The following is an 18,676-nucleotide window of genomic DNA, read 5'->3' on the forward strand; positions in this document are numbered from 1 at the left end:
ATCGTCACACCCCCGCCGGCGCGGCGGCTTCCGCGTGCGTCCGCGCGTCCGCATCGTCCCCCGTTACGCCGTCCTCGGATGCGGCCGACGCTTCCGAGACCGAAGCCGCCGCCGCGATCCGCTGCGTCTCGGCCGCCTCCGCCGCGATCCGCTCCGCCTCCGCGGCTTCGGTGGCGGCCAGGGCGGCTTCCTCCGCCATCCGCCGCTCTTCCTCCTCCACCTCCTGCCGCGTCCCGGCCAGCAGCGCCACGCCGTCGCCGTCGCGCACCACGCGCACCAGCGAGCCCGGCGCCACGTCCCCGCCGATCACCAGCCGCGACAGGTCGCTGACCACCATCCGCTCCACCGTGCGGTCCACCGGGCGCGCGCCGTAGGCGGGGTCGTACGCCAGCTCCGCCAGCAGCGCGACCGCTTCGGGATCCGCCTCCAGCGTGGCGCCGTACTCGTCGCGCAGCCGCGCCCCGGCCCCGCTCAGGTGCGTGCGGACGATGCGCTGCAGCACCTCGGGCTCCAGCGCGTCGAAGGCGATCACGTCGCCCAGGCGGTTGAAGAGCTCCGGGCGCAGCGACGCCTGCACCACCTTGAGGATGATCTCCTTGCGCTCCGCCGGGTCGTCGCTCCCCGCCATGGCCTCGCGCACGCCCAGGTTGGAAGTGAGGATGATGAGCGTGCCCGTAAAGTCGCAGAAGCGGCCGCGCGCGTCCGTCAGCCGCCCCTCGTCCAGCACGCCCAGCAGGATGTCGATCACCTCGGGGTGCGCCTTTTCGATCTCGTCGAACAGGACGATGGAGTGCGGGCTGCGGCGCACCTGCTCCGTCAGGAATCCGCCCTGCTCCGAGCCCACCAGTCCCGGCCGCGAGCCGATGAGGCCGGAAACGGAGTGCGCCTCCTTGTACTCGGCCATGTCGATGCGCACCAGCGCAGTTTCGTCATCGAACAGCGCCTCGGCCAGCGCCTTGGCCAGCTCCGTCTTTCCCACCCCCGTCGGTCCGACGAAGAGGAACGAGGCCGGCTTGCGGCGCGCCCGCAGGTCCACCCGCATGCGCCGCGCCGCGTCCGCCAGCGCGTCCACGGCGGCGTCCTGGCCGTGCACGCGTGCGCGCAGCCGCTCTTCCAGCAGCAGCAGCCGCTCTCGCTCGCTCTCCATCATCCGCGACAGGGGTACCCCGGCGCGGCGCGCCACCACCTCGGCCACGTCGCCGGGGCCCACCTCGCGACCCAGCGGCACGCCGGAGGCGGCCAGCGCCTCCGCGCGGCGCTGGAGGTCCGCCAGCTGCTCGCGCAGGTACTTGATCGTACCGTAGCGAAGCTCCGCCGCGGCCGCCGTGTCGCCGCGCCCCTCGGCGGCGGCCAACTCCGCCTCCTTTTCCGCGAGGGCCGCGTGGGTGGCGCCCAGCCCGGCGGCCACCTCCTGCTGCTCGCGCCAGCGGGCCTCCAGCGCGTCGCGCTCCCCCCGCAGCCGCTCGGCGCCGGCCTGCAGCGCCGGGCGGTCCGCGTCGTCGCCCGCGGACGCCAGCCGCGACTCCGCCCGCGCCAGCTCGCGCTCCGCCGTGTCCAGCGCCTCGGGGCGCGACTCCAGCTGCATGCGCAGGCGGGCGGCGGACTCGTCCAGCACATCGAACGCCTTGTCGGGGAAAAAGCGGTCGCGCAGGTGGCGGCGGGCCAGCCGCACCACCGTGTCCAGCGCCCCGTCGCTCACGGTGACGCCGTGGTGGCGCTCGTAGTGGCCGCGCGCGCCGTGCAGCATCTGCAGCACCGTCTCGTCGTCCGGCTCGTCCACCGTCACCTTTTCAAAGCGGCGGGCCAGCGCGCCGTCCTTTTCGATCGTCTCGCGATACTCGTCGTGCGTGGTGGCGCCGATGCAGCGCAGCTCGCCCCGGGCCAGCGCCGGCTTGAGGATGTTGGCCGCGTCCATCCCCCCCGCGTTCCCACCGGCGCCGACCAGCGTGTGCAGCTCGTCCAGAAAGAGGACCACGTCCTTCTGCGCCTTCACCTCGTCCACCACGGCCTTGATGCGCTCCTCGAACTCGCCGCGGTACTTGGCTCCCGCCACCAGCGCCGTAAGGTCCAGCGCCAGCAGCCGGCAGCCGCGCAGCGAGGCGGGGACGTCGCCGGCCGCCATCCGCAGTGCCAGTCCCTCCACCACCGCCGTCTTTCCCGTCCCCGGGTCGCCGACGAGCACGGGGTTGTTCTTGGACTTGCGCAGCAGCGTCTGGATGACGTGGCGCGTCTCGGCGTCGCGCCCCAGCACCGGCGGCAGCCGCCCCTCGCGGGCGTCCACGGTCAGGTCGCGGGCAAAGCGGGCGAGCACGCTCCCGGCCGACGGAGCGGCCTGCTCCGCGGCCGGCTGCATGACCTCCGGCGAGTCCAGTGCGGCGGCCAGGCGCTCCGGCGACCAGCCGGCGTCGCGCAGGGCGCGCGGCAGCTCGCCCTGCGCGGGCTCCGCCGCCGCCAGCGCCACCTCCAGCACGCCCACGGTGTGAGCCCCGCGCCGGTCCGCCCGGGCAAAGGCGCGGTCCAGCAGGTCCCGCAGCGCGCGCCCGGCGATCGGCTGGCGGCCGGGCTCCAGCCGCGCGGCGCCGTCGTCCCCCGCGGCCTCTACCGCTCCCAGGGCCGTGTGGGCGTCCAGCCCCAGCGCGGGGGCCAGCTGCGCCAGCGCACCGCCGGGCTCCAGCAGGGCCGTCAGCAGGTGCCGGGGCTGGATGTAGCCGGCGCCGCGGCGGGTGGCGTGGGCGCGCGCCTGCTCCAGCGCGGCGGACAGGTCCAGGGCGAGGCGATTGAGGTCCATGATGGGGTCCCGCGATTCAGGGCTTGCGCAGCCGGATGCGCGGCGTGCGCGACTCGGGCGTGGATGAAAGCGGCGGAGCGGCGGACGCCGGCGCGGACGCGGGGAACGGCTCGGCCGCGGCCACGGAGCCGGAGACCGGCGGCGGGGCCGAAGGAGTCGCGTCGGAGGCCAGCCCCAGCCGGCGCTGGTAGAGCACGGCCGCGCGCACCCGGTAGCCCGGCTGCACCGTCACCTGCAGGCCGCTGACGGTGGCCACCTCCGGCGGCGTGTCGAAGTTGACGGCGAAGTTGCGCTGCCCGGGGATCTCGCACTGCACCCTGCGCGAGATGGGGCTGGAGGGGCCGGCCGCCGCGTTCACCCGCAGGTCCACGCGCAGCTCCTCGCCCACCTGCCACTCGCTGATGCCGTGCGGGTCGCCCAGCAGCACCACCCGGTACTCGTGACGCCCCGTAAGGCTCATGTGGCTGAAGACGAAGGTCAGCAGGTCGCCGTCGCGCTGCGGGGGGCCGGGGGTGGCCACGGCGATGTAGAACTGCTCGCCGCCGCGGTCCAGCAGGAACTTGAGCGTGTCGAGCGCGCGGTTCACCCGGAAGTCCAGGTACTTGCCCTCCAGCGCGTCGCACAGCCGCCGCAGCCGGGTGAGCGTTTCGCCCGCGCGCTCCAGCGCCGGGCGCAGCTCCTCGCGCGTGCGCCGCTCGCGCCCGCGGGCCAGCGCCTGCCGCTCCTCCTCCAGCAGCACCGCGTAGCTGGCGTCGGCGCCGGAGAGCGTCTGAAAGAAGTGACGGGTGGCGGCGGACAGGTCCAGCGCCACGGCGATGCGGCGCCCCGCGCGCTCTACCTCGCGAAACAGCTGGTCGGGGGGGATGGCGGGGTCCAGCGTCTCGTACGCGCACCCGTCCAGCGCCAGCACCACCCGCTCCACGAACGCCAGCACCTCGCGGTCGTCGTGGGCGTCCACGCCGCGCTGCGCCACCTGCTCCGCGTACCAGGCGATGGAGCGGTGCAGCTCGGCGTAGCGGCCGGCCAGCTGCACCACCTCGTTGTGCAGCCCCGCCCACCCCGCGTACAGCTCGCTGTGGGCCAGCACCGTGGCGCAGGGAGGGATGAAGCGGGCGTCCGGCTCGAACGCCAGCGTTTCCGAGGCGCGCCGCAGCCGCCCCACGGCCAGCGCGTGCGCCGCCGCGTCGCCGTCCGCACCCAGCGCCACCCGGTAGCTGGCCCGGCGCAGCGCCGCCTGCGTGGGGTTGGCCGCGTCGGCGCCGATGCTGGCGGGGTCTTCCTCCTTCTCCGCCCCGCGCACCAGGTAGACGAGGACGTCGGTCAACCCGGCCAGGTCCGCCTTGCGGAACTCGCCGCGCGCCGCGTCGCCCCCGCCCACCTCCACGAACTCGCCGGCGGGGGTGATTCCCCGCGCCTCCAGCACCGCCACCCGCACCGTCTCCCCATCGTCCGTCACCTGCAGCCGGGGATCGTGCCCGGCCAGGCCGCGCTCGGTGTCGCCCAGGCGCACGCCGCCGCCCACCAGCCCCGTCCCGGGGACGCAGTAGCGCAGCACCCACCCCACCAGCGCGTCGGCGTAGGCGTCCTGGATGCGAAAGTGGTCGGGCGTCAGCAGCATCCCCGTGGTCCAGTTGACGGACCGGGGGGCGGGGGGACGAGGGGTCACGCGGCACTCCTTTCGGGGATGTCGATCTCGGGAACCGCACCGCGCGGAGCGGCGGCGGGGGCGGCGCCCAGGCGCGCGTTCACGCCCAGGAGGGTCGGATGCCCGGGGTCGCCCGGGCGGGCGCCGGCGGCGGGGTCGCCCACGGCCCACGCCTCGCGCACCTCGCGGTGCAGCGCGGCGGGGACCGTCAGCCGGTACAGCGCGTCGCGCTGGGCGCGGCGCGCCTCGCCGCGGTGCTCGCGCCACTGGGCCAGCGTAAGCGGCCCCAGCGTCACCTCCAGCACGCACGGCGCCGCCACGCCGTCACCCGCCACGGTGTCGATCCCCAGCCGCGAGGCCGCCTGTCCCAGCCGCGTGCGCCCCTCCGGCGGCAGGGGTACGATCCCGGGCACCGTGCGCACCCCCGCCACGGGAAGGCCCAGCACCATCCCCAGCGCCAGCCGCACCGCGGCTTCCGTCCCCGCCACCCGGTGCAGCGCGGGGAGCAGCCGCGCCAGCGGGTACCAGCACTCGCGGGGAAACGGCGCCGGCGACAGGCCAAAGATCTCCTCGATCCAGCGCAGGGTGACGGCGTCGTCGTCCGGGTGCAGCGCCAGAAAGCCGCCGGCGCCGCGCACGTGCAGCGCCAGCTTTTCCAGCGGGTTGTCGAACAGCGCCATCACCCCGTCCACGCCGAACCCTTCGTCCCCCGCGTCACGCAGGGGATAGGGGAGCAGGTCCACCCCGCCGGCGCCCGCCACGGCCAGCGTCACCCGCGTCCGGGGGGAAAGCTCCGCCCCCGGCTCCGGCGTCTGCCGCAGCACCGTCCCCCGGGCCCATCCGGGGCCGGCTGCGCGCACCACCACCCGGTCCGCCTCCACCCCCAGCCGGCGCAGCGTGGTCACGGCGCTGTCCAGGTCGTGCCGAAAGCCCCGGCGCGGCGTGCACAGGTCCGGCATGGTCCGTCTCACCGCGCGCCTCCCGCCAGCGGCCGCACCGCCACGCGCACCACGTGGCCCAGCGCGGAGCGGCCCTGCAGGTGCGCCTCCAGGGCGGCGCGCAGCCGGGGCAGCTCGCCCTCCGGGTCCGCGAAGTCGGCCGGACGCACCCACGCCGTCACCGCCTCCGTGCGGAGCACGCCCTGCGGCCCCGACTCCGCCCGCCCCTCCACCTCCACCCGGGCGATGCGGACGTCGAAGGCGCGGGCCGCCGCTTCCACGTCCGCCGCCGTCACCACCCGCTCGCGCGTGCGCAGCAACTCGGCGAAGCGCACCCGCGCGGGGGCGTACGCCGGCGGGGCCGCGCCGCCGCGCGAAACGGTGAGGTTGGCCACCTGCAGCGTCACGTTGGCCAGTTCCGCGTCCACCCGGCAGACCGCGCCGATCTCCATCCCGTTGGCCCGCTCGCCGTCGCAGTACAGCAGCCGCACCATGGCGTAGTCGTCGCCCAGCCCGGTGGCGTGGCGCGCGGGGCGCAGCTCCAGGTGCCCCTCGCGGTAGCGCCAGCGCCCCGACGAGGGCGCGCCCTCCACCGCCGACTCTTCCGCGTAGCGCGCGCCCCGCTGGCCGGTGACGCTCAGCACCCCCATTACGTGGCGGTCGCGGCTCCCCTCGGGGCACAGCCGCACGGCTGTGCCCATGCGGTCGAAGGCTACCTGCTCGCTGGCCACCTCCACGTTGCTGGCGGTCACGCAGTGCGGCTCTACCCGGTGCAGCGCGTCCGGCACGCCGCGCGTCCCCGCGGGGAGCGGCACCTGCACCCAGGCCAGCGCCCGGTCCAGCGCGTGCGGCGCCCCCTCGGGCAGCAGGAGCGGCGCGGCGGCGCGCAGAGCGAGCGGGACGCCGCAGCGGGACCGGCGGTCGGCGGGAACGGGGGGAAAGATCCAGACGCGGGCGCCGTACGGGCCATCGGCCAGCGGCACCACCGCGGCGGCGCCCTCCGCCGCGCCCGCGGGCACCGCCTCGTGGAACCAGGCCAGCCGGCGCACGCCGCCCCGTCCGGGGACCGGCCGCAGCATCCCCTCTTCCCGCACCGTTCCCTCCGGCCCCAGCAGCTGCCAGGGGGAGCGGGCCAGCGCCTCGGCGGCCGCGCCCTCCGCGTCCAGGAACACGCCCAGGCCGCCCAGGTGCCCCTCGTCCGCGTCGAACGCCATCCACAGCGTGGGCGCGGCGCCCTCCAGCGCCAGCGGCACGCTTCCCGGCGGGATCACGCCCCCACCGGGAAGACGCGCGCCGGGGATGGCGTGCAGCCGGCCGGCCTCGTAGACGGCGGCGAAGGCCAGCGTGGTGGGGGACACGTCGATCGGCTCGTCCGGCGCGAAGCCCACCTGGCTTCCCGTGCGCGTGAACCCCCACAGCTGCGTCTCGGCCGAGACCGTTTCGCGCTGGTCCATCCCCGCGAAGCGCACCACCGCCTGCGCGGGCGAGGCCAGCCGCGGCTCCATGGCCAGCCCGGACACCAGGTCGTCCAGCACGGTCACGGGAAAGACGCGTTCCGCCTCTTCGTAGACGCGCGACACCTGGACGGCGAGGGCGTGGAAAAGCGTCGCCAGCACGGGGTCCGGCAGCGGCTGGGTGCCGTGCTGCGCCTCCATGGCCAGGGCAAAGTCGCGGCGCAGCTCCGCGGCGATCTCACCCGCGGTGCGGGTGCTGCTGGCCAGGGCGCGGTGCATGGTCTCGCTCACGGCTCAGCCTTTCCGGCGGGGCGTGGGCGTGTCCGCCGTGCTGGTCCCCGGTCCCGGCTGCGGCACCGGCTGCGCCTTCCAGACCGACCCCTTGGTCTTGGGGATGACGGCGCGGGGTGCGCGGGCGCCGCCGCCGGGCGGGTTGATGTGCACCATGCTCCCCACCACCTTGGTGATGGCGCCGCCCACGGCGTCCAGGTTGGCGCCGGCGGAAAGGATGGCGTTGGTTCCCGCGGCGATCCCCACGCTGGTCCCGGCCGACTCCACCAGCGCCCCGGTCACCTTGAGCGTGGCGTCGCCCCCCACCTCGCGCGCGGCGTCTTCCTTCACCTTCTCCACCAGCGTGTTGCACGACAGGCGGATCTCCCCCTTTGCCTCGATGGACAGGTCGCCCTCCGAGTGCAGCGTGAGCGTGGGCGTGCCGCCGGCGTCGTTGGTCAGCTGCACCAGGCACTGCCCCCTGGCGGAGAAGATCTCGATCGTCTCCTTGCCGCCGGTGTCGATCATCTGGATGGCGTTGCCGCTGCGGGTGATGATGCGCTTTACGTCCGGGTGCTCGTCGGCGTGCGGCCCCACGTCCTTGCCGTTCCACAGCGATCCCAGCACGTACGGGCGTTCCGGGTCGCCGTGCTCGAACGCCACCAGCACCTCGTCACCCACCTCCGGCGCGAACAGCTGGCCCCGCCCGTTCCCCGCGTGCGGCGCGGCCACCCGCACCCAGTGCGTCTGCTTGCCGGCGTCCTGCCAGCGGTAGCGCAGGCGCACGCGGCCCATCTTCCCGGGATCCCGGTTGTCCGTCACCTCCGCCGTCACCAGCCCCTCCACCGTGCGGCGCGGGGGACGGCGGGCGGCGGTGTAGCCGGACCAGGGGGTGGCGGTGAACTCGTTCCCGTAGTTCTGCCCGTCAAAGCGGTGCGTCACCCGCACCAGCCCAAAGGCGCCCACCATGGGCACCTTGAACTGCTGGCCGTCGGAGATGCGCACCGTGTCGCCCGCGGTCAGCCCCAGGTGGATGCTGGCGCCCTCCACCAGCACCGCACCGCCCAGCGCCCGCTGGCTTTCGCGCTCGAGGGCTTCACGAAAGTCCCCCAGCCGCGGCGTCCGCGAGGCGGTCTCGTCCACGTTGGGGTCGCCCCCGCCCGCCACCTCGCGCGACAGCCGCCGCGCGGCGCTCACCAGGGCCCCCGCCCCTCCCGTCATCGGCGGGTCCTTGCGCACGCCGTGAAAGCGGTGGTCCTTTTTGTCCGCCACCTGGTACGCCGCGCCCTTGAAGCCGGCGTTCACCGGCCGGCAGTGCGAGGTCAGCGCGAGCAGGTTGGTTTCCCAGACCAGTTCCCACCCGGCGTCGTTGAACCCCGTGCGCACCTCCACTCCCTCGGCCGTGGGGCGCACCAGGCAGCCGTGGTCGTCGGCCACGCGCACCAGGAAGTCGAAGTCCGACTCGCCGTGCTGCACGTAGTCCAGCGGCCCGCCGGCGGCGGAGCCCACCAGCGTGGCGCCCACAGCCGAAACCACGTCGGCCAGGGTGTGCTGGGGATAGTAGGCGGTGGCACGGTGCGCCTGCATCCGCGCGGAGAGCGAGACCGCCTCCAGCGAAAAGCGGGAGGACTCCCGCAGGTGGCTCTGGGACCCGGCCGCCACCTCGCCCTGGAACGCGGTGAACGCGATTCCGTCGTCCCCCGCCAGGGTAACGGTCAGCGGCTGGCCCAGCAGCCCATCCAGCGACACGGTGAGAAGCTTGCTGTCGCGATAGAAGTCCAGGAAGCAGACGTGGTGGCTCCCCACCTCCTGCTGCACCTCCAGGTGCTCCACCTCGCTGGACTTGAGGATCAGTCCCCCCACCTGCACGGTGACGGTCACGCGCATGGCTCGGCCGCCCCTTTCATCCCCGATCCGGAGAAAGACCAGTGTCTGGAACCGTGCCGCTCATCTCGATCGTGGCGTGGGTGGATGGTTCTCAAGATCGCGCATCAGGTGGTGCGAACGGCCGGCTTCCCTGCGTCGCGAAGATCTCCGTGCGATCCGCCTCCCGCCTCGAAGCAGTGAAGTGGGCGGACGGTCTTCCAGATCGCGCATCAGGTGGTGCGATGGACCGGATCCGGCGCGCCGCGAAGCGCATCCACCGATCCCCATCCCCTTGAAAAAACGCGGATGGCCCCCTGCCGCATTTCATCTACTTCCCCTTCATCAAACCTCACCTCAACGCGTCGCCGGCCGGCCCTTCGCCTCCGTCCACCAGACTCCCCGCCGTGAAAGCAGAGGAACCGGAACGTAAAACTCTGTTAACTCTGCTAACTCTGTGTGAGGCCCATTCTTTTTGCGGACTCAGTACGACGTCAGCGGAAACGGCACGAGAAAACTCCGTTAACTCCGTTGACTCCGTGTGAGGCCCCATTCTTTTGCGGAGCCGGAACGATCAGGCGCTGAGCGTGCGGTGAACCGCCTGTCCGCCCGCCAGCTCCAGGGTAAGCTCGAAGCGCCGTACGCCAGGCGCCTCGCCGCGGACCAGCCGCACCGGGCCCACGCTCGCCCAGGTCACCCCCAGGCCTGCCAGCCCGCGGTTGAGCGCGTCCTGGATGTCGTGCTGGTCCTCCCGCTCGGTGTTGGCGCTCTCGAACACCTCCTGCAGACCGAACCAGGGGGCGTGCGCCCAGGTGGCGCGCGGCGAGAACGCCATGGCGCGGATCACCGAAAGCAGCGCCGTCACCGCGTCGGTGCGCGCCACACGGCCGTCCTTGCCGATGCGTAGCGGAAGGGCCAGGGATTCCACGTGGGCTCGCTGAAAGGGAAAGCGGCCCCCGGGCGCCGCCCGGGGGCCACGGGCACGGTCACTTGGTGAGCTTGTGCTTGGGCACGTTGGGGTCGTCCAGCGCCGCCACCAGCTCCATGTACAGGATGTTGTTGTAGCCGGAGCTGAACTGCCCGTTCTCCGACGTCACCGGCGCGCTGCCAAAGTTGCCGCGGCCAAACGAGGCGCCGTTGGACTGCGGGTTGAACGTCTCGAACGCCGCGATCCACCCCATGAACTCCACGTTGCTCAGCACCCGGTCGCCGTCCTCGTGGTAGTAGGTGATGGACACCTTCTCCGGCTCGTCCTTGGCGTCCGTGGCCTTTTTCCACAGCTGGATCATGTCGTCCTGCGACAGGCGCGAGGTGTCGTGCACGTCCATCCACACGTACGCACGGGCCCGCATGGACTCGCCGATCCGGCGGCCCACCTGGTTGGTGTCGCGCGTGACCGAGTAGCGCGCCTCCTGGGGAAAGAACTTGATGCTCCCCACCTCTACCTGCACTCGCTTGTACGTCGCGGCCATTGTGTCCCCCTGGTTGAAAGTCGGCAGTAGAAAGAAAAAACGTCCATCGGTCCAGCAACGTCCGCCGGGCCCTCAGCCCAGCCCCAGCCACCTCAGCAGCCTGCGCAGCGGCGAGGGCGCCGGCGCGGACGGAGGCTCCGGCTCCTCCGCCACCTCCGCCGCGGCAAGGGAAGGAGCCGCGTCCGCGCCGTTCTCCGCCTCTGCCGGCGAGGCCGGGCGGCCCACGGAGCGCAGGCGCAGCGACGAGAACCGGCTTTCGCCGCCCCGCGCCAGCCGGCCGGAGCCCGTCAGGTCGCGCTGCACGGTCACGCCCAGGTCCTGGTGCGTTCCCGTGCCCGCGCGCCCGGGGCCTCCGTCCGGCGCGCTCACTCCTTCCCGTCCGTTTTTGGGCGAAAGTCCGGGGTGTCGATCTTGAGCAGGAAGGTCTCGGCCGGGCCCACCGGCAGCACCTCGAGCGAGATGTCCAGGACGCCCTGGGCAAACTTGCTCTCGTCCATGTCGATGTTCAGGTCGTAGCTGTAGATCGTCCCCTTCTTCTTCTCCCCCTCCAGAAAGTCCTCGATGGGGTTGCGCACCTGCTCCTTTACCAGGTCGCGGGTAAGCCGCTGCTCCGCCACCCGCCGCAGGTACACCGCCATCCGCCGCTCCAGGTAGCGAAGCACCCGGTAGCTGCTGAAGAACTTGAGCACCCCGTTGGGATCTTCGGCCTGCGAGCGGCTGCCCACAAAGCACAGGTCGTTGTCCTCGTTGCGGATGATCGTCACGATCTGCCGCTCCATGGACAGGTGCTCCATCTGGCTGATGCGCGGCTCGATGCGGGCGCGCTCCACCCCCCGCAGCTTGCCGAAGATCATCCCCACCGGCCCCTGGGCAATGCCGCCGCCCGTGGTGCGGTCGGTGCGGGCCAGCGCGCCGGCGAACAGCATCGACGCCGGTCCGTACAGGTCGGCGTCGGCGTCGCCGTTTTCCGGCTGCTCGAACCAGTAGCGGTCGCGCAGCTTCACGAACCCGGCAAGCACCACGTCCGACGCCGCCTTGTCCTCGGGCCGCTTGAGGAACTCGTACGCGCCGCCGTCCGTGCGAAACTGGTCGCTCAGCTGGCGGAAGCTCTTTTCGTCCTTCAGGTCGCCCACCAGCAGCATCCCCCACTGGCTGGCGATGTCCTCCAGCCGCTTGCGCACGTTGTCGGGCACGTAGCCGGGAACCACCAGGTTGCAGATGAACTGCCGGAAGTTGAAGGAGTCGTTGCGGCTCTGGACGAACTCGTCCAGCGCGATGATGGTGGTGCTCTCCGCGTCGTTGCGGATGGCCGCGGTGTCGGCGTTGAAGACGTAGAACTCCACCGGCGGCCGCTGCACGTTGTCGCGCGGGTCGGCGTTCTCGAAGAACAGGTGGATCTGCCGGTAGCTGCGCTCGATGGGGCGGATCTTCCGGTAGATCTCCTCCAGCACCTGGTCGCGCACCCCCTCGGCCTGCTCGATGGCGGCGTCCAGCTTGGCCAACGCCTGGTCGTACCCGTCTTCGGCGGAGAGCAGCGCCGAGAAGCGGGCCACCCGCTCCAGAAACTGCTGCGCCGTCTCGGGGGTGAAGATCTCGGCCAGCTCGGTGCGCGGCGGCGCGGGGTGAAAGACGTTGAAGATCTCCTCGATCGCCTTGCCCGCCGTGCGCTGGCCGATGATGTCCTGGGCGCTTTTGATGGCCAGCGCCGGCACCTTGACCTGCTCGTCGGTGGTGCTCATGCCTCACCTCCGGTGCCGTCCGCGATGCGGCGCAGCTGGTTCTCGAACTCGTGCACGGCGGCGATGATCTCGGCGCGCTGCTCGGTGTTCTCCCACGCCCGCTTTACGGGAAGCACGGTAAACCGCTCGCGCATGCGGTGCAGCAGGTCGATGCGGCTCTGCAGGTCGGCCAGGTCGTTGCGCTTGCCGGGCTCGCGGGTGCGGATGCGCTTGGGGTCAAAGTCCGCCAGCCCCTTGAACTCCAGCTCGGCCACGAACTCCGTCCCCTCTTCGCCCACCTGCGTCTTGAAGTCCAGCCTGGGCTTGAACGCCTCGAAGGCCTCGGCCACGCTGCTCACCCGCGTGGGCGTTTCCGTCTCCGGCGCCTCCTGGCCCACCCGGTCCACCGTCATCGGCAGGATAGCCGTGGTGGTGTCGGTGGGCACTTCTCGGGGCGCGGGGCGTACGCCCGCGCGTTTTACCTTGACGACTGGCATGACCGGGGCTTCTCCTTCTCTGAGTGGACCCGCGTTGCGCGGGGGTGGGGATGAAAAGAGCTCAGGTAATCCGGCCGGCTACGTCCGCTGCACGGGACGGCTGACCTTGGCCGTAACGTCGGTGGGGCGCCGCGGCGGCGCCTCGGCAAGGCCGGGGCGCAGCCCGTCGGCCGCGACCGCCGCGACCGCGGCCGCACCGGCCAGGGGAATGGCCGCGCCCCCCGTGCGCAGCTGGATCCGCCGCCGCGTCCCCGCCGCGCCCGCGGGGACCGCGTCCGCCGCGGGGGGAACCAGGGCGCGCGGGGGCGGCGGCGGGGCGCGCAGCAGCGGGGGAACGGCGGTCCACAGGATCAGCAGCACGCCGGCAAAAAAGGCGAGCACCGCCACGCGCCGCGGCAGCCAGGGGTCCGTCCCCCCCACGCCGTCCACCCGGGCTTCGGAGCGCCCCTGAAAGGCGGGGAGGGCAAAGACGGGCGGCACCCACGCCCCGCCGGCCGCGGCGTCTCCCGCGCTCGCCTCCACGCGGGCCGGTCCGGGCGCCAGCCGTGCCTGCGCCGAGCCGCCCACGGGGAGCAGGAACTCGCGTCCGGTAAAGATCCACCCCTGAATCCCCTGCAGCGCGCGCCGCAGCGCCACCGCGTCCTCCGCCACGATGAACGAGGCGCCCCGCGGCCGCCCCAGCGCCCGCAGCTCCGCCGCGTCCAGCCCCGCGCCGATCCCCACCACCCAGGCGTAGGCCCCGCTGGCGCGCACCGCCTCCACCGCCTGCCGCCGGCCGTCCACCCCCGCCAGCAGCCCGGGGTCGTCTCCCTTGTGCGCCACGTCGTTGCGCCCGTCCGTCACCACCAGCAGCGCGTTCCACGCGCTGTCGCCCGGCGCGGGCTCCGCGGCCAGGCGGGCCAGCCCCTCGCGCATGGCGGAGTAGAGCGCGGTGTTGCCGTCGGGCGCGGGGAGCGCGTCCACCTGCGCCGCGGCCTGCGGCCCGGGGACGAAGCGGGCGGCGCGGATCCGCTCCGCCACCCGCGCGCTGGCAAAGGGGACCACGGCCGCGCGCACGGAGCCGGCGGGAAGCTCGGCCAGAAAACCGCGCAGGGCGCTGCGGGCCGTCTGCAGCCCACCGTCGCTCATGCTGCCGCTCACGTCCACCAGCACCAGCAGCCGCAGCGGCGGCGCCGCCTCGCGGGGCACCGCGGCCGGCCGGGCCCGCAGCTCCGCCCCTTCGTGGCGCAGCCGCCAGGCGCCGCCCGCGCTTTCCGCCGGCGCCAGCGCCCCCGCCCGCTCCGGCGGCAGCGTCGTCCGCACCTGCAGACAGGCGGAGCGTGCGTCCGCGCCGCAGCGCACCAGCGTCGCCGTCCCGGCGGACTGCGCGGCGGCGGGGGCGCGAGAGGCCAGCAGGGCGGCCAGCAGGAGGAGGGCGCGGCGGGTCATGCGGTGGCCAGGCGGCGAAAGCGGAAGCGGGCGGCGCCCAGGTCGATGCGGTCTCCATCGCGCAGCTCGGCCGGCTCCGCCAGCGAGCGCCCCGCAACGACCACCGCCTCGCCCTGGATCACCGGGCCGATCCAGCAGCGCCCGTCGGCCAGGGCGACCACGGCGTCCGTCCGTCCCGGCCCCGTGCCGCGCACGTGGACGCGCGCTCCGTCCGCCAGCGCCCACTCGCGGTGCCCCAGCAGCCCCGGCTCGCGCCCGGCCACGGTCTCCGTCTCGATCACCCCCGCCGCGCGCCGCACCGCCGGCCAGCTCGCTCCCCCGCCCGCCGCCGCGCCCACCAGGGCGAAGGCGAGCGCCTGCCAGAAGTCGCCCGGGCCGGAGAAAGAGTAGGCCACGCCGCCGGCGATTCCCCCCAGCGCCCCCCACGCCGCCGCCTCCGCCACCCCGCGCGCGGTGCGCCGCGCGCCGCCGAGCGCCACCGCCGCCGCCAGGACCACGCCCAGGACGGTCCACGCGGCGATGCGTCCCGCACGGAAGCCGCCTTCTCCGTCCGCGAGCAGCCCGGATACGGCGAGCCCCAGCACCGCGCCGCCGCCGCCGCCCAGCACGCCCAGCAGCACGCCCAGCACGGCCGCGGGAAAAACGCGCTCCTGCCGCCGCAGCGCCGCGCCGCCCAGCGTGGTGGCGCCGACCGCCGCGCCGAGCACGGTGGCGATCAGGATGTCCAGCCGGGCGTAGGTGGAAAGCACGGGGCCCAGGTCGCGCACCCAGGCGGATGCGCCCCACCCCAGCAGCCCACCGGCCATCCCGGTCAGGATGGCGGCGTAGGCGCCGCGGGTGAACCGGCGGATGCGGACGGGTGTGGCGGGAGGGACCGTGGTGGCGGCGAGGCTGAGGCGCGGCCGCATGCGGATCTCCAGCGCCCGCTGCGGCGTCACGCCCAGCGCGGCGGGCGTGCGGGCCGTGTCCAGCTCGCGGCCGTTCCAGAGAACCGTCAGCTCGTCGTCGGGACCCCCGGCGATCACCACGCCGTGCTGCCGCAGCTCTTCCAGGACCTGGCGCACCTGCGGGCCCAGCTCGCGCTCGGGATCGAGCGTGAACTGGGCCCGCCGGGGACCCTCGGCCGTCAGGTATTCAACCGCGAAAGCTGGCATTCTACAACGACCGGCGATGAACGAAGGAGACAATCACGAGCCAGGAATGCCGCGTGGGCCAGTTCCTGGCGAACGATGAAGGGGCTGCGGGTCCGGAACCGGATCCGTTCGGATCTAACAGAAGATTGGGTAAGGAACCGCGATGATGTTTTCCGCGCCGGCCCGACCACTCTGTTGCCCGGGGAGCGGCGAGAGCGAGAGTCGGGTCGGGTGCGCGAGGCCGCGCCGGCAGGGCTCTTCACAAGACCCTTTTCGGACGCGTCGTGCGTTGCTACCATATAGTGAAGCACCGGCCCGTTCGCGTCAAGGATTCTGTTTTCGGGGTACCCCACGCGCCCCGCCCCGCCCTCGAAACGGCCGGCATCCGTCGCCACGGCGATCTTTCGTCCCGCCGCCCCGGAGCAGCCTGACGGGCGGACCGGACGCGGAGCATCCCGCTTTTCGAGAAGCATTTCTCTCCGCACCCCGCAGCAGATGCCCTCTGCCCTGCCCCGAGGTCCCGCGTGAAGCCCGCCGCGCGTATCGGCGACATGCACACCTGTCCCATGGTGAACGGCACCGTGCCGCACGTGGGCGGGCCGGTGCTGCCCCCGTGCGCCGTGACGGTGACCATTGGCGGCATCCCCGCCGCGCGCGTGGGCGACATGGCCACCTGCGTGGGTCCGCCGGATGTGATCGCCATGGGGTCGATGGGCGTGTTCATCGAGGGCAAGCCCGCCGCGCGCCTGGGCGACACCACCGCCCACGGAGGCGTGATCGTCGCCGGCTGCCCGACGGTGCTGGTGGGCGACATCTGCGGCGGTGCGGCCAGCATGCAGGGTCTGACGATGAGCGCGGCGCGCGCCGCCGGCGCCCCGTTCACCAGGGCCAAGTGCGACCTGGCGACGTGAGCGCGCCCGCGACCCTCAACCCGCTGCTGCAGACGCGCACCGCATCGCTGGAAGAGCTGCGCGAGCTCGCGGCCGCCGGTCGGCTGTACGCCGTGATCGACGCCTGCGACACGCCCGCGGTGCCGGAGAAAGCACGGGAACTGGGGGAAACGCAGGCCGTGTCGCTGTACCGGGGAACCGCGGACGAGCAGTACTGGGCCTTTGCGCCCTACCTGTTCGCGGTGGATGGAGACGTGCTAGACTGGATCGCCGCCGACCTCTGGACCCAGCCCTGGGGCATCTTTGCCGTCGCGGACGGCGACATCGAGGCCGTGCGCCGCCACTTCCGCCGCTTCCTCCTCGTCCAAGCCCCCGACGGCGAGCAGTGGTACTTCCGCTTCTACGATCCCCGCGTGCTGCCGACGTTCCTGGAGACGGCCGACGAACAACAACTCGGGGAATTCTTTCCAAGGCTCCAAGCCTTACTGATTCCAGATGGATCGCCTCGCTTAGCCGGGTACTCCGCCCCTGCCCTGCCAGCACCTCGTATCTCCATCCGACTTGCCCGCCCTCGATGATCTATCTCCGGCCCGAGCAGCTTGCGGCGTTTCAGGAACGGCATGACGCCGGGCTGCTGGACCGCATTGTCCAGCACGTGACGGTGGAGCATGCGGATGTGGTTGGCGGTTTTCCGGAGCCGCTGGTGCGTGAGATGGTGGGGAATGGTCTTGTGCGCGCCCGTAGGCATGGGCTGACGTGGGAATCGAGCCTGACGGGATTCGTCTCTTTGATGTTCACCGTCGCCCCGAATTTCGACGAGCAGCCGGCTATCCGTCGCGTGCTGATGAACGATCGCTTGCCACCCGACGAACAGTTCGAGTTGCTGCAAAGGATCCGTGACCGTCATTGGCGCGACGCACAGCATCGCTACGACGAACGTGCGTGGTTCCCCGAGTTGTATGACGATGATTCGGAGGATGGCGCGCCGGTTGTGCGCATCCGGAGGATTCAGCGATGAAGCTGGGCCGCAAGCCCCCATCGGTCGATGCCGATCTGCTGAAGGCGGAGCAAGAATATGCCGCCGCCACCAAGGAGTTGGCGTGGGAGTATTCCAAGATTGCGGTTGATGTAGCCGGCATAGTCGATCCAAGTCCCCTGTTGGACGCAGTTTCTATGGGGATGAGCCTGATGGACGGGGACCTGATTGGAGCAGGCTTATCTCTGGTATCGATGGTTCCGTATGCGGGGGATGCGCTCGCCAAAACCACCAAAGGCGCGCGGGCTACAAGGAAGATCCTCAAACTTCAGAAAAAAATTGCTGCGCTTGCGGCAAAGGTCCGGACACTGAAAACAGCAAAGGCCTCGAAGGGCGTTTCAAAAGCAGCTTCCAAAGCTGTGAGCAAGGCTGCGAAAAAACCAGCCAGCGGGCCGATCTGTGTGCCATGTGCCAAACGTGCGAAAACGGCACTTACAACCAAACGCGGAACTCTCAAGCCCACAAAGAACCGGCGTCAGGGACCGGTACACCATATCGCAACGAACAAGAATACGGTATCCAAGGCTCGTGGAGGTCCATGGACACCTAGATTCAAGCCTTTGTTCGACCGTGCAGGCATGTCTATGGACGACGTTGCGAACACGGTAGTCGTGCCTGGGCACAAAGGCCCACACCCTGCAGCGTATCACAGCGCTGTGTATGACCGGCTCACGAATGCCGTGCGGGGAAAAGACGGACTAGCGTACCGGCAAGCTCTTACAGAAGAATTACAGGCCATCGGACGAGAGGCGGCCACGCCGGGCAGCTTACTCAACCGCCTTCTTACACGTAAGTAACGAACGGAAGCCAGTGTCTGCCTTCTACCGCCTTCGCGACGACATGGGATTCAGCGACCGCTGGTTTTTAGCTTCGCCGAGTACGTCCGATGGGAGGAAAGTTGACCCAAGATTGTTTACCTACTCGCAACCCGTCGCCTTGGAACCTCTTCGTATCCCGCTTCGAGAGCCCGGGGTCCGCATGGATTTTACTCTTGCGGACTTCGACATGCCCGTATTAGCCCGCCAGTACGTAGACCGCCTGCAGGAGCTTGCACCGGACGATTTCCAGCGCATCCCTGTACAAGTCGATGATCTCCCCGACCCGTTCGACATTGTAAATGTCCTGCCAAGTGTATCCTGCCTCGATACCGAGCACTCGGAACTAACATACTGGACTGAGGCAGATGGACATCCGGATCGTATCGGCGAAGTGCGGATGGTTGTGACACTGAAAATCGTGGCGGAGCGGGTCGGAAACCACCATCTTTTCCGTATTCAGGAATGGCCAGTTCCTATCATCATTTCGCACGCTGCACGCAATATTCTCAAGGGCGCCACAGGAGTGGAACTCACTCGAGTTTGATCCGTCCTAAAAACGGCTTCACCTGAAACCCGCAAGTTCTAAGAGTGTGTTTAAGAATTGTACAAAGTGAACTAGCTCTACCTATATTGTGGGCTCATGGACAGACGAGCCTACCAAACCGACATAACAGACGCGCAGTGGGACGTGGTGAAGCCACTCCTGCCTCACGTGGAGCGTAAGCG

16 protein-coding genes and 1 pseudogene are annotated in these 18,676 nt (G+C 71.6%); 5 read left to right on the top strand and 12 right to left on the bottom strand.

Features of this window, described 5'->3' with window-relative positions:
* Nucleotides 1–4 precede the first annotated feature (4 nt).
* From ACOJUJ_RS14685 to ACOJUJ_RS14740, 12 genes are all read right to left on the bottom strand, one after another.
* Nucleotides 5–2,788, bottom strand: coding sequence for an ATP-dependent Clp protease ATP-binding subunit (locus ACOJUJ_RS14685; protein ID WP_420127643.1), 2,784 nt, complete (start codon nucleotides 2,786–2,788; stop codon nucleotides 5–7).
* A 16-nt stretch (nucleotides 2,789–2,804) separates the two neighbouring features.
* Nucleotides 2,805–4,454, bottom strand: a complete 1,650-nt coding sequence (tssK, locus tag ACOJUJ_RS14690) for a type VI secretion system baseplate subunit TssK (RefSeq protein WP_420127644.1) — start codon at nucleotides 4,452–4,454, stop codon at nucleotides 2,805–2,807.
* Nucleotides 4,451–5,392 carry a type VI secretion system baseplate subunit TssG gene (locus tag ACOJUJ_RS14695; RefSeq protein WP_420127645.1) on the bottom strand — a complete coding sequence of 314 codons (942 nt, stop codon included), beginning with the start codon at nucleotides 5,390–5,392 and terminating at the stop codon, nucleotides 4,451–4,453. The genes tssK and ACOJUJ_RS14695 overlap by 4 nt, the downstream gene beginning before the upstream one ends.
* 8 nt (nucleotides 5,393–5,400) lie before the next feature.
* Nucleotides 5,401–7,116: a hypothetical protein gene (locus tag ACOJUJ_RS14700; protein WP_420127646.1), complete on the bottom strand. Its 1,716-nt coding sequence runs from the start codon at nucleotides 7,114–7,116 to the stop codon at nucleotides 5,401–5,403.
* Between the two features lie 3 nt (nucleotides 7,117–7,119).
* Nucleotides 7,120–8,982 (bottom strand): type VI secretion system Vgr family protein, encoded by a 1,863-nt coding sequence (locus ACOJUJ_RS14705; protein WP_420127647.1) that lies wholly within the window; start codon nucleotides 8,980–8,982, stop codon nucleotides 7,120–7,122.
* A 550-nt stretch (nucleotides 8,983–9,532) separates the two neighbouring features.
* A complete protein-coding gene (locus tag ACOJUJ_RS14710; RefSeq protein WP_420127648.1) occupies nucleotides 9,533–9,886 on the bottom strand; it encodes a hypothetical protein in 354 nt (117 codons plus the stop codon).
* Between the two features lie 58 nt (nucleotides 9,887–9,944).
* Nucleotides 9,945–10,430, bottom strand: a complete 486-nt coding sequence (locus tag ACOJUJ_RS14715) for a hypothetical protein (RefSeq protein WP_331123812.1) — start codon at nucleotides 10,428–10,430, stop codon at nucleotides 9,945–9,947.
* A gap of 72 nt (nucleotides 10,431–10,502) precedes the next feature.
* A complete protein-coding gene (locus ACOJUJ_RS14720) occupies nucleotides 10,503–10,799 on the bottom strand; it encodes a hypothetical protein (protein ID WP_420127649.1) in 297 nt (98 codons plus the stop codon).
* Nucleotides 10,796–12,169, bottom strand: coding sequence for a hypothetical protein (locus ACOJUJ_RS14725; protein ID WP_420127650.1), 1,374 nt, complete (start codon nucleotides 12,167–12,169; stop codon nucleotides 10,796–10,798). The genes ACOJUJ_RS14720 and ACOJUJ_RS14725 overlap by 4 nt, the downstream gene beginning before the upstream one ends.
* Nucleotides 12,166–12,645 (bottom strand): hypothetical protein, encoded by a 480-nt coding sequence (locus ACOJUJ_RS14730; RefSeq protein WP_420127651.1) that lies wholly within the window; start codon nucleotides 12,643–12,645, stop codon nucleotides 12,166–12,168. Before ACOJUJ_RS14730 ends, ACOJUJ_RS14725 begins: the two co-directional genes overlap by 4 nt.
* A 78-nt stretch (nucleotides 12,646–12,723) precedes the next feature.
* Nucleotides 12,724–14,073 (bottom strand): VWA domain-containing protein, encoded by a 1,350-nt coding sequence (locus tag ACOJUJ_RS14735; protein WP_420127652.1) that lies wholly within the window; start codon nucleotides 14,071–14,073, stop codon nucleotides 12,724–12,726.
* On the bottom strand, nucleotides 14,070–15,227 hold the full coding sequence (locus tag ACOJUJ_RS14740) for a hypothetical protein (protein WP_420127653.1): 1,158 nt from the start codon (nucleotides 15,225–15,227) through the stop codon (nucleotides 14,070–14,072). Before ACOJUJ_RS14740 ends, ACOJUJ_RS14735 begins: the two co-directional genes overlap by 4 nt.
* Before the next feature lie 530 nt (nucleotides 15,228–15,757).
* Between ACOJUJ_RS14740 and ACOJUJ_RS14745 the strand changes: the two are divergent.
* From ACOJUJ_RS14745 to ACOJUJ_RS14765, 5 genes and pseudogenes are all read left to right on the top strand, one after another.
* A pseudogene (locus tag ACOJUJ_RS14745) lies at nucleotides 15,758–16,015 on the top strand (PAAR domain-containing protein); the annotation flags it as partial.
* Nucleotides 16,016–16,113: 98 nt separating this feature from the next.
* Entirely contained in the window at nucleotides 16,114–16,674 is a 561-nt protein-coding gene (locus ACOJUJ_RS14750; RefSeq protein WP_420127654.1) for a DUF4123 domain-containing protein, read from the top strand.
* Complete coding sequence (locus ACOJUJ_RS14755; RefSeq protein WP_420127655.1) at nucleotides 16,671–17,114, top strand: hypothetical protein; 444 nt, start codon at nucleotides 16,671–16,673, stop codon at nucleotides 17,112–17,114. The genes ACOJUJ_RS14750 and ACOJUJ_RS14755 overlap by 4 nt, the downstream gene beginning before the upstream one ends.
* A complete protein-coding gene (locus ACOJUJ_RS14760; protein ID WP_420127656.1) occupies nucleotides 17,111–17,929 on the top strand; it encodes an AHH domain-containing protein in 819 nt (272 codons plus the stop codon). The genes ACOJUJ_RS14755 and ACOJUJ_RS14760 overlap by 4 nt, the downstream gene beginning before the upstream one ends.
* A 181-nt stretch (nucleotides 17,930–18,110) precedes the next feature.
* Nucleotides 18,111–18,494 carry an imm11 family protein gene (locus tag ACOJUJ_RS14765; RefSeq protein ID WP_420127657.1) on the top strand — a complete coding sequence of 128 codons (384 nt, stop codon included), beginning with the start codon at nucleotides 18,111–18,113 and terminating at the stop codon, nucleotides 18,492–18,494.
* The last annotated feature ends 182 nt before the right edge of the window (nucleotides 18,495–18,676 follow it).

It is taken from the genome of Longimicrobium sp. (assembly GCF_048594345.1).
In the GTDB taxonomy this organism is placed as follows: Bacteria; Gemmatimonadota; Gemmatimonadetes; order Longimicrobiales; family Longimicrobiaceae; genus Longimicrobium.

Bases quoted from the DNA above. Each gene is read 5' to 3' on its own strand.
- ACOJUJ_RS14685 (WP_420127643.1), bottom strand. From the start codon at position 2,788: ATGGACCTCAATCGCCTCGCCCTGGACCTGTCCGCCGCGCTGGAGCAG.
- ACOJUJ_RS14695 (WP_420127645.1), bottom strand. From the start codon at position 5,392: ATGCCGGACCTGTGCACGCCGCGCCGGGGCTTTCGGCACGACCTGGAC.
- ACOJUJ_RS14705 (WP_420127647.1), bottom strand. From the start codon at position 8,982: ATGCGCGTGACCGTCACCGTGCAGGTGGGGGGACTGATCCTCAAGTCC.
- ACOJUJ_RS14715 (WP_331123812.1), bottom strand. From the start codon at position 10,430: ATGGCCGCGACGTACAAGCGAGTGCAGGTAGAGGTGGGGAGCATCAAG.
- ACOJUJ_RS14725 (WP_420127650.1), bottom strand. From the start codon at position 12,169: ATGAGCACCACCGACGAGCAGGTCAAGGTGCCGGCGCTGGCCATCAAA.
- ACOJUJ_RS14730 (WP_420127651.1), bottom strand. From the start codon at position 12,645: ATGCCAGTCGTCAAGGTAAAACGCGCGGGCGTACGCCCCGCGCCCCGA.
- ACOJUJ_RS14735 (WP_420127652.1), bottom strand. From the start codon at position 14,073: ATGACCCGCCGCGCCCTCCTCCTGCTGGCCGCCCTGCTGGCCTCTCGC.
- ACOJUJ_RS14740 (WP_420127653.1), bottom strand. From the start codon at position 15,227: ATGCCAGCTTTCGCGGTTGAATACCTGACGGCCGAGGGTCCCCGGCGG.
- ACOJUJ_RS14755 (WP_420127655.1), top strand. From the start codon at position 16,671: ATGATCTATCTCCGGCCCGAGCAGCTTGCGGCGTTTCAGGAACGGCAT.
- ACOJUJ_RS14760 (WP_420127656.1), top strand. From the start codon at position 17,111: ATGAAGCTGGGCCGCAAGCCCCCATCGGTCGATGCCGATCTGCTGAAG.
- ACOJUJ_RS14765 (WP_420127657.1), top strand. From the start codon at position 18,111: ATGGATTTTACTCTTGCGGACTTCGACATGCCCGTATTAGCCCGCCAG.